Source organism: Pseudomonas sp. K2I15, from assembly GCF_002204795.1.
GTDB lineage: Bacteria > Pseudomonadota > Gammaproteobacteria > Pseudomonadales > Pseudomonadaceae > Aquipseudomonas.
Genome location: NZ_NIXO01000107.1, coordinates 1 through 9,244, shown reverse-complemented (window position 1 = coordinate 9,244; position 9,244 = coordinate 1). Strand labels below are relative to the sequence as shown.

The 9,244-nt window shown below is 62.8% G+C and carries 9 protein-coding genes; 2 read left to right on the top strand and 7 right to left on the bottom strand.

Annotation, left to right across the window (positions count from 1 at the left end):
• Positions 1 to 95: 95 nt before the first annotated feature.
• Positions 96 to 794, bottom strand: coding sequence for an orotidine-5'-phosphate decarboxylase (gene pyrF, locus CEC48_RS29995; protein ID WP_010166337.1), 699 nt, complete (start codon positions 792 to 794; stop codon positions 96 to 98).
• A gap of 290 nt (positions 795 to 1,084) precedes the next feature.
• Between pyrF and CEC48_RS29990 the strand changes: the two genes are divergently transcribed.
• Both CEC48_RS29990 and CEC48_RS29985 read left to right on the top strand, forming a co-directional pair.
• On the top strand, positions 1,085 to 1,849 hold the full coding sequence (locus CEC48_RS29990) for a response regulator (protein ID WP_088427127.1): 765 nt from the start codon (positions 1,085 to 1,087) through the stop codon (positions 1,847 to 1,849).
• Positions 1,849 to 2,886, top strand: coding sequence for a cell wall metabolism sensor histidine kinase WalK (locus CEC48_RS29985; protein WP_088427126.1), 1,038 nt, complete (start codon positions 1,849 to 1,851; stop codon positions 2,884 to 2,886). The genes CEC48_RS29990 and CEC48_RS29985 overlap by 1 nt, the downstream gene beginning before the upstream one ends.
• Before the next feature lie 28 nt (positions 2,887 to 2,914).
• On the opposite strand, the gene CEC48_RS29980 is transcribed toward CEC48_RS29985, so the two are convergent.
• From CEC48_RS29980 to CEC48_RS29955, 6 genes are all read right to left on the bottom strand, one after another.
• On the bottom strand, positions 2,915 to 3,979 hold the full coding sequence (locus tag CEC48_RS29980; protein ID WP_088427125.1) for an AI-2E family transporter: 1,065 nt from the start codon (positions 3,977 to 3,979) through the stop codon (positions 2,915 to 2,917).
• A gap of 73 nt (positions 3,980 to 4,052) precedes the next feature.
• On the bottom strand, positions 4,053 to 4,871 hold the full coding sequence (locus CEC48_RS29975) for a DUF4892 domain-containing protein (RefSeq protein ID WP_088427124.1): 819 nt from the start codon (positions 4,869 to 4,871) through the stop codon (positions 4,053 to 4,055).
• Positions 4,872 to 4,973: 102 nt separating this feature from the next.
• Positions 4,974 to 5,828: an alpha/beta hydrolase gene (locus CEC48_RS29970; RefSeq protein ID WP_088427123.1), complete on the bottom strand. Its 855-nt coding sequence runs from the start codon at positions 5,826 to 5,828 to the stop codon at positions 4,974 to 4,976.
• Positions 5,825 to 6,634: an alpha/beta fold hydrolase gene (locus CEC48_RS29965; protein ID WP_076015247.1), complete on the bottom strand. Its 810-nt coding sequence runs from the start codon at positions 6,632 to 6,634 to the stop codon at positions 5,825 to 5,827. Before CEC48_RS29965 ends, CEC48_RS29970 begins: the two co-directional genes overlap by 4 nt.
• A gap of 98 nt (positions 6,635 to 6,732) precedes the next feature.
• Positions 6,733 to 7,176: a hotdog fold thioesterase gene (locus CEC48_RS29960; protein WP_088427122.1), complete on the bottom strand. Its 444-nt coding sequence runs from the start codon at positions 7,174 to 7,176 to the stop codon at positions 6,733 to 6,735.
• Positions 7,177 to 7,207: 31 nt separating this feature from the next.
• Positions 7,208 to 8,875 carry an AMP-binding protein gene (locus tag CEC48_RS29955; protein ID WP_088427121.1) on the bottom strand — a complete coding sequence of 556 codons (1,668 nt, stop codon included), beginning with the start codon at positions 8,873 to 8,875 and terminating at the stop codon, positions 7,208 to 7,210.
• Positions 8,876 to 9,244: the final 369 nt, after the last annotated feature.

Genomic DNA, 9,244 nt, shown 5'->3' with positions numbered 1-9,244 from the left:
GTGTGACAGTCAATGCATAAGGTGACTGATCTACCGCATTCGCGAGCAAGCCCGCTTCCACATTTTTTTACCGTGCCCGCTTCAGATCGGGTAGATCAGGCGATCTCGGCAACCACCGCCGCCAGCGCCTTGGCAGGGTCGGCCGCCTGGCTGATCGGGCGACCGATCACCAGGTAATCGGAACCGGCGTCCAGGGCTTGGCGCGGCGTCAGGATGCGACGCTGGTCGTCCTGGGCGCTGCCCGCCGGGCGAATCCCCGGGGTCACCAGTTGCAGTGACGGGTGGGCGGTCTTCAACGCCTGGGCTTCCAGCGCCGAGCACACCAAGCCGTCCAGGCCAGCCTTTTGCGCCAGGGCCGCGAGGCGCAGCACTTGTTCCTGTGGCTCGATGTCCAGGCCGATGCCGGCCAGGTCTTCACGTTCCATGCTGGTCAGCACGGTCACGCCAATCAACAATGGCTTGGGGCCGGTGCGCTGATCGAGCACTTCACGGCACGCAGCCATCATGCGCAAACCGCCGGAGCAGTGCACATTGACCATCCACACGCCCATTTCGGCGGCAGCCTTGACCGCCATCGCGGTGGTGTTGGGGATGTCGTGGAATTTCAGGTCCAGGAACACCTCGAAACCTTTGTCACGCAAGGTGCCAACAATTTCTGCGGCGCAACTGGTGAACAGTTCCTTGCCGACCTTGACCCGGCAAAGCGTGGGGTCCAACTGGTCAGCCAGCTTCAGTGCGGCGTCACGGGTGGGGTAATCCAGGGCGACGATGATAGGAGTCTGGCAGACGGACATTGGAATGGGCTCTCAGGCAAGTCGAAATCGGCGCGGATTGTAGCGCAAGCAGCGCGTTTGCGGGATCCGATGATCGGTAATTCGTGATTTAGCCGCGAGATTGCGGGCTCCCGGGCAATTGTGTCGAAACTGATACATTCCAGACATGCCTGCAATACCCCGCAAGATTAGCCTCGCACACGTGAACCGCCTTACAGAACTTCCAGCCCCGGGGCTGGGCGCCTATGCTGAACGCAACAACCTCGCCGCCGATCTTCGGCCCGGCGGCCCACCAGGTAGATGATCGCACCATGCAAACCCTGACTCCTGCGCTGAATGACGATCAAAAAGGCTCGCTTTTGGGTGAAGACAAGCGCTGGAACACCCGCGCGCTGATCGTCGACGACGACGTGCCGATCCGCGAACTGCTGATCGATTACCTGGCACGCTTCAATATTCTCGCCAGCGGCGTGACCGATGGCGCCGCCATGCGCCAAGCCTTGCAAGCCGAAACCTTCGACGTGGTGGTGCTCGACCTGATGCTGCCCGGCGAAGACGGTTTGTCGCTGTGCCGCTGGCTGCGGGCTGAATCGGACATCCCGATCCTGATGCTCACCGCCCGCTGCGAACCCACCGACCGCATCATCGGCCTGGAACTGGGGGCCGACGATTACATGTCCAAGCCCTTCGAGCCCCGCGAACTGGTGGCACGTATCCAGACTATCCTGCGCCGGGTGCGTGACGACCGCACCGAGCAACGGGCGAATATCCGCTTCGACAACTGGCGCCTCAACAGCGTGCTGCGCCAACTGGTGGCCGACGATGGCCTGGTGGTGCCGCTGTCCAACGCCGAATTCCGCTTGCTGTGGGTATTCATAGAGCGCCCGCGCCGGGTGCTGAGCCGTGAGCAATTGCTGGATGCGGCCCGTGGTCGCTCCATCGAAGCGTTTGATCGCAGCATTGACCTGCTGGTGTCGCGCTTGCGCCAAAAACTTGGGGATGACCCGAAAGCTCCGCAGTTGATCAAGACCGTGCGCGGTGAAGGCTACCTGTTCGACGCCCGGGATATCGGCTGATGCGCAACACCTTCAACACCCTGTTCGGGCGGCTGTTCGGTGTGTTGCTGGTGGCGATTGTGCTGGCCCACGTGCTGGCATTTTTCTGGTTTCACCACTATGGCCCGCCGCCGCCACCGCCCCACGAAACCTTCATCGAGCAACCGGACGGCACCCTGACACCAATGCCCAAGGAGCATCGCCGGTCCTGGTTCGGTGGACCGGTGGTGCCGCTGACATTCCAGTTCTTCTCGTTGATTATTGCCGCCTGGTACGGCGCCAAGCTGCTCAGCCGGCCGATCCAGCGCTTGAGTGCAGCAGCCGAGCGCCTGAGCCTGGACCTCGACAGCCCGCCGCTGGACGAATCCGGCCCTCGGGAAGCACGACAGGCGGCGTCGACCTTTAACCTGATGCAAAAGCGCATCCGCGAACAGGTCACCCAACGCGCCCGCATGCTTGGCGCCGTGTCCCATGACCTGCGCACGCCGCTGTCACGGCTAAAGCTGCGCCTGGAACAGATCGAAGACACCAAGCTGCAGGGCCAGATGCGCCAGGACCTGGACGATATGATCGGCATGCTCGACGCCACCCTGAGCTACCTGCACGAGCAACGCACCAGCGAAACCCGGCATTGGCTGGATGTGCAGGCGTTGGTGGAATCCCTCAGTGAAAACGCCCAGGACCGGGGCTCCGATGTGCAATGCAGTGGTGAATGCGCGCCGTTGCAGGTGCAACCGATGGCCTTGCGTTCCTGCCTGAACAACCTGATCGACAACGCCCTGCGGTATGCCGGCACGGCGCGCATCGAGCTGGCAGACAGCCCGCAGGCGCTGGTGGTGCGGATCATCGACCACGGGCCGGGGATTGGGGCGGATAAACGTGAGGCGGTGTTTGAACCGTTTTATCGGCTGGAAGGTTCGCGCAACCGTAATTCCGGCGGCGTGGGTTTAGGGATGACCATTTCCAAGGAAGCGGTTGAGCGCCTCGGTGGAAGGCTGAGCCTGGAGGAAACACCAGGCGGTGGCCTGACGGCGGTGATGTGGCTACCGAGGGCGTAGGAGTCATTCCTGCGCCCTGCGTGAACCGTTACTGTCCGGTTTTATCTTCCCGACGCACCTGAGCCTGGCTCGCACTCCAGTCCGTCAGCAAGCTATACGCCACCGCCAGCAATGTAGGGCCAATAAACAGGCCGATGAAGCCGAACGCAATCAACCCGCCAAATACCCCCAGCAGCACGATCACCAGCGGCAGGTTGCCGCCCCGGCTGATCAGGTACGGCTTAAGCACGTTGTCCACGCCGCTGATGATGAACGTGCCCCACACCCCGAGAAATACGGCGTAGGTGTAATCGCCCTTCCACGCCAGCCATGCTGTGGCCGGGATCCACACCAACGGCGGCCCCATGGGAATCAGGCTCAGCAGGAACGTCACGATACCCAGCACCAACGCCCCCGGAACCCCGGCGATCAGGAAGCCGATCAGCGCCAGCACCGCCTGGGCAGCCGCGGTGCCGATCACGCCATTCACCACACGTTGCACCGTGCCCGCCACCAGTTCGATGTAGTAACCAGCACGTTCGCCGATCAAGCGCTCCAGCAAACGATGCACAAACATCGCGAGTCGCGGCCCGTCGCGGTAGAAAAAGAACACGAACACCAGGCTCAAGGTCAGCTCCAGGATGCCGCCGCCGATCTGCGCACTGCGGGCCAGCAACCAGTTGCCGACCTGCCCCAGGTACGGCTTGAGGGTGACCATCAGTGCCGCGCCCTGCTGGTCGATGCTGTCCCACATCGCCACCAACCGCTCGCCGACAAAAGGAATGGAGCCGAGCCAGGTCGGCGCCGCAGGCAAACCATCCACCTGGATATCCTTGATCAGGCCAACGGCATCGCGCACGTGGTCAGCCAGGTTGAACCCCAGCCATACCAGCGGCAGCGCCACCAATAGCATCCAGACCAGGGTCAGGATTGCGGCAGCCAGGGATTCGCGCCCACCCAGCCAACGGGTGAGCAAGCGCATCACAGGCCAACTGGCAAACGCCAGCACCGCGCCCCAGAACAGCGCCGACCAGAACGGCGCCATCACCCAGAAGCTGGCACCAAACAACACCAGCAGCAGGATCTGCACCAGCAGGCGATCGTTATTGAGCATGTGGTTTCTCGAAAAGATGTCTGTAAGAGGAAGAGCTTAGGCGAACGGCGCGGGTCCGTTCGCCCTGGAACGGTCAGCGTATCAGATGCACGTGCAAGCCTTTAGCCTCGGCGGTGCCGGTTTCAAGGCGGGCCGCACGTACGCCTTGATCGACCAAGCCCTGGCGCCACGCCTCGGCGGTGGACCCGGTCAAACTGACCCGCAAGGTGGCATCCAGGTTCAATCCACGGGAAATAAGCGTGAGCCAGGTGGCGTCAGGTTCAGCACCCAATTTCGGGAAATTCAGCTCGCCGGTACTTTTCAGTTCACGCAGCAGCGTGGCGGAGGTCGGCAGCAAATCGCCCAGCGGGGCGCTGGCGTCCAGTTGCTCCACGTGCAGGTACGCCCGGCGGTTGCCCCGGGTGATGCCATACAGTGCGACCAGGGAGTTGTCCTGAGGGGCTGCCAAGCGCAGCAACAGGTATTCCTGCTGGCCGTCGGCGCCTACCAGCTTGGAATTGCCGAACACTTCGTTGGCCCACAGGCTGCTTTCACCACAATCACGGGCCTGGCACCAGAACAGCAGTTGCGCGCCCTGTGCCTGCAAGGCTTCGCGGGTGGCGGTAAAGGCGGCGCTGGAGGTGTGTTCGGCAGGCAATTCGTAGGTGATGGCAGTGGTTTGGCCGCGGGCAGTGGCCTGGCCTTCATAGCGCAGCTGGCCGCTGATCTTGCGGATCGAGCCCAGCGGGTAGATGCGTTCTTTATCTTCGGCGGGGCGGTAGTCGACGATCTGCGCGTCGACCTGACGGGCCACGGCGGGCAAGTCCTGGCTGCCCGGTACGTCGGCGGCGAACACCAGCGGGCTGAAACAGCACAGCCCCAGAATACGGATAAATCCCTTCGGCATACTCATCGGATCAGTGCGCCCTGGCCATTGGGGTGCGCTGCGGTGCTGAGATCGTTCATGGTTGACTCCCTTTCGATCCGCCCAGCCTCGGCAGTTGACCCCGCCAAGTCAAGGCGTGGAGAAGAACCGATTGAAACAGTCTGCAACAAGGGTAGCCCCAGCCTCGTCGTTCAGGTGCAAATGATGGCCACCGGGCAGCGTGGTCACCTGGAACGGAAGCCCGGAAAGCAATTCGGAATGTTTCGCCAGCATGCCGTCCTCCGCGACGACAAGCTGTGTCGGACAGCCCACTCGGCGCACGAAGGCCATCGCCTGTTCTTCTGTCAGACGCATGGGAGAAGCAAGAGTCAGACGGCTGTCGCTGCGCCAGGTGTAACCGCCCGGCACTGGCATCAAGCCGCGCTGGGCCAGCAGTTCGGCGGCTTCGCGGCTGACCGCCACCACGCCTTTCATCCGCGCTTCCACCGCACGATCGAGGGTGCTGTACACCGGTTTGCGCTTGTCTTGCAGGGCCAATTGCGCCTGCAACGCCATACCGAGGCGCTCGGCGGCGTTATCGGCGGTGCCAGTCGGCGGGATCACACCATCGATCAATCCCAGGTGTGTCACCCGCTCCGGCAAGGCGCCGGCCAACACCAGTGAAACGATGGCGCCGAGGGAGTGGCCAAGTAATGCAAAACGTTTCCAGCCCAGTTGTTCCGCCACTTGCAACACATCGTGGACGTAATCCCACAGGGAGTAACCGGCACCGACGGGTCGATGAGCCGAGTGACCGTGGCCGGCCATGTCCAAGGCAACGATGCGCAGGCCATCGAGTTTCGGCGCCAGGCGCGCGAAGCTATTGGCGTTGTCCAGCCAGCCATGCAGCGCGATGACTGGCAGGCCATCTTCAGGCCCGAACAGATGCGCCGCCAACTCGATGTGCGGCAGCGCCAGGCGGACCTCTTCGACGGGCGCGGTCATGCGCAACTGCGCTCGCGTTGGCGGGCTTCCCAGCGGGCAAACAGGTTCTTGATCAAGGTGGCGGTGTCCTGGGGTCGCTCAAGGGGAAACATGTGGCCGCCGGGCATGGTCAGCATTTCGCCCATGGGCATGCGCCCCACGCCGCTGGCATGGTGACGCATCACCACCCGGCTCTGGCGGCCACGCACCACCGCCAGCGGCACTTTCAATTGACGAGCCTGGCCTGGGCTGGTGTGGGGCACGCCGCGATAAATGCTGATTTCGGTGGCCGGATCAAAGCGCAGGCGCAGGCGGTCACCCACCTGCTCCAGGCCGTGTTGCAGGTAGGCGTCGAAACATTCGGGATCAAAGCCGCGAAACAGGGTCTTGCCGGCGAAGTACTGGCGGGCTGCCGCAAGGTCGGCGAACTCTTCACGACGGCCCAGGGTGCGGCCCGCCGGGGTAAGCCGGTCGATAAAGCCGAAGCGCTTGGCCGCGCGGATTACCCAGCGATCGGCCAGGGTCAGCACCGGTGAATCGAGCATCACCACGCCGCGATACAACTGCGGGCAACGCATGGCCGCATGCAGGTGCAGCACGCCACCCAATGAATGGCCCACGCCCCACACCGGCTCCGGTTGTTGCTCAAGATGATGGATCAGTTCGTCCACCAGGTTCTGCCAGTTGTCATCCACCGGAAACCTGGGGTCGTGGCCGTGTTGCGGCAAATGCGCGACGGCGTACTCCGGGGCCAGGGCGGCAAACAATTTGCCGTAGGTCGCCGAAGGAAAGCCATTGGCGTGGGCGAAAAACACGTGCTGCGACATACCTGATCCATCACCGTAAACAGAGCGTTGATTCTCCCCAGACCGGGCAGTCACGGCAATGACTGTAACTGCCAGGAATGATGACACTCACGCCACGCCTATCGAGCCGGCGGGTTCTCGCCCAGCGGCACCACGGCCATGGTGAGGCGCGAAACGCAGCTGGCCTTGCCTTCATCGCTGGTCAGCCGAATGTCCCACACATGGGTGGTGCGCCCGATATGAATCGGCTTGGCCACCGCCGTCACCCGCCCGCTGCGCAAACCCCGCAGGTGGTTGGCGTTGATCTCCAGGCCTACGCAATAGAACTTGCCGGCGTCGATGCACAGGTAACTGGCCATCGAGCCCACGGTTTCCGCCAGCACCACCGACGCACCGCCGTGCAGCAGGCCGTAAGGTTGATGAGTGCGGTAGTCGATCACCATGCTGGCGGTCAGGGACTCGTCGTCAGCGCTTTCAAAGCGAATATCCAGCACTTCACCGATGGTGTTTTTCTGGCTCGCATTGAGTTGTTCGATATTGGGTTGGGTGCGCCACAGGCTCATTGATCGGTCCTTATTGGTTTTATGTCAGTGCTCAATCCTGCCACAGCACGGCTTCGGAGCGCTCGCTCCAGCTGTGGAACTGCGGCCCGTAGGTAGATTCAATCACGTTGCGCTTGATCTTCAAGGTTGGCGTGAGGAATCCGTTTTCCACCGCCCAACTGTCTTTCACCACCACCAGTTGGCGCAAGCGCTCATGTTTATCCAGCACCTGATTGACCTCCTCCAGCAAGCGTTCGAGGCTGCCCTGCAACGCCTGGCGCCCAAGGCCTGCGGCATCTTGCAGGCCCACTTCGGATAACACGCAAAGGCCCATGGGCGCGCTCAAGCCATCGCCCACCACACACACCTGTTCGATGCGCGCATGCTCGGCCAGGCGGTTTTCAATCGGCGCCGGGGCTACGTATTTGCCTTTGCTGGTTTTGAAGATTTCCTTGAGCCGCCCGGTCAGCCGCAGACGGCCATCGGCGCCCTGCTCGCCCTTGTCGCCGGTGCGCAGGAAACCGTCCGCGGTGATGGTTTCGGCGGTTTTTGCGGGGTCCTTGAAATAGCCGAGCATGGTTGCGCCGCTGCGTACCTGGACTTCGCCGGTGTCATCGATGCGCACTTCCACGTCGGGGCACGGAGGGCCGATCCAGCCGAGCTTTTGCTGGCCGGGGCGGCACACGTGGGAGTAGCCGCAGCTTTCGGTCATGCCGTACACCTCCAGCACGTCCAAACCCAGCCTGCGGTACCAGAGCAACAGGGCTTCAGGCACCGGGGCCGCGCCGGAGATCGCCACGCGTACTGCGTCCAGACCCAGCCCGGCGAGCACTTTGTGGCCGAGGCGTTTACCGATGAAGGGCAGGCGCAGCAGGGTGTCGAGGCGGCTGGCGGGGATTTTGCTGTAGACACCCATCTGGAATTTGGTCCAGATGCGCGGTACGCCGAACAGGGCTGTAGGGCGTGCCCGCTTGAGATCTGTCAGGAACGTATCGAGGCTCTCGGCGAAAAATACTGTTTGCCCGGTATAGATGGAGGCCATTTCCACAAACATGCGTTCGGCCACGTGGCACAGGGGCAGGTAGGACAGCAGGCGATCGCCCTCGCCCAGGCCGAACAATTGCGTACCGCGAATGGCGGCGAAGGCCAGGGCGCCGAAGCTGTGCATTACGCCCTTGGGCAAGCCTGTGGTGCCGGAGGTGTAGATGATGGTGGCTAAATCGGACGCTGCGGGGGCGGGGTTGTCCTGGATGGGGGAGCAGGTTTGCAGGTCGGCCCAAGTGAAGTCGAATTCGCCCTCGGGGCAGAGCGGAAGGCTAATGGTGGGTAGGTCGGCCCTGACGCCTGCGGACATGGCGGGCCAGTCGTCCAGTTTGCCGATAAACGCCAGGGCGGCTTCGGAGTGGTCCAGTACGTGGGCGACGGAGTCGGCGGTGAGGTTGGGGTAGAGCGGGACCGAGACGTGGCCGGCCATCCAGATGGCGAGGTCGGCGATGATCCAGTGGGCGCAGTTTTTTGAGATCAGGGCGATGTGGGAGCCCTGGGGCAGGTCGCGGGCCCGCAGCCAGTGGGCGGCGCAGCGGGCTTGGTGGCCGGCTTCGGCCCAGGTGAGGGTCTGGACCTCGCCGCCTTTGATGGGCTGCACCAGGAAGCGTTGCCGTGGGTGGCGGGTTTCGCGGTCGAAGAAGACTTGCAGCGGCAAACGAATAGCGACAGACATGGACGCGCTCCTTTGTGTTCCGATGGTAGCCAACCAAGCACTTGCTTGGGTGGACTATTTCATGGGAGCGCGGGGGGTGCAAGTTCTGCTGTTTTGGGGGGTATATCCGTTATTTGGGTGATGGCTGATATGGGTTCCGCTCTTACAGCGGCTCACTTTTGAACAGCGCAAAAGTAAGCAAAACGCTCTTGCCCCACCACTCGGCACCTCGCTTAGGCTCGGTGTGCCCTCAGCTCCGGTATTACTACGCGGGCCGCCGCGACGGGGCGTCCCTGCCCCGTCGCGGCTAAACCGGCGTCCTGCCGGTTTACCCGCTCCGTACTACCTGCGTTCGGCCAGCGTGGTTTAACGGGGCGCCCAAGATCAAGA

Coding starts and splice junctions, on each gene's coding strand:
- pyrF (WP_010166337.1), bottom strand. CDS start 794: ATGTCCGTCTGCCAGACTCCTATCATCGTCGCCCTGGATTACCCCACC.
- CEC48_RS29990 (WP_088427127.1), top strand. CDS start 1,085: ATGCAAACCCTGACTCCTGCGCTGAATGACGATCAAAAAGGCTCGCTT.
- CEC48_RS29985 (WP_088427126.1), top strand. CDS start 1,849: ATGCGCAACACCTTCAACACCCTGTTCGGGCGGCTGTTCGGTGTGTTG.
- CEC48_RS29980 (WP_088427125.1), bottom strand. CDS start 3,979: ATGCTCAATAACGATCGCCTGCTGGTGCAGATCCTGCTGCTGGTGTTG.
- CEC48_RS29975 (WP_088427124.1), bottom strand. CDS start 4,871: ATGAGTATGCCGAAGGGATTTATCCGTATTCTGGGGCTGTGCTGTTTC.
- CEC48_RS29970 (WP_088427123.1), bottom strand. CDS start 5,828: ATGACCGCGCCCGTCGAAGAGGTCCGCCTGGCGCTGCCGCACATCGAG.
- CEC48_RS29965 (WP_076015247.1), bottom strand. CDS start 6,634: ATGTCGCAGCACGTGTTTTTCGCCCACGCCAATGGCTTTCCTTCGGCG.
- CEC48_RS29960 (WP_088427122.1), bottom strand. CDS start 7,176: ATGAGCCTGTGGCGCACCCAACCCAATATCGAACAACTCAATGCGAGC.
- CEC48_RS29955 (WP_088427121.1), bottom strand. CDS start 8,875: ATGTCTGTCGCTATTCGTTTGCCGCTGCAAGTCTTCTTCGACCGCGAA.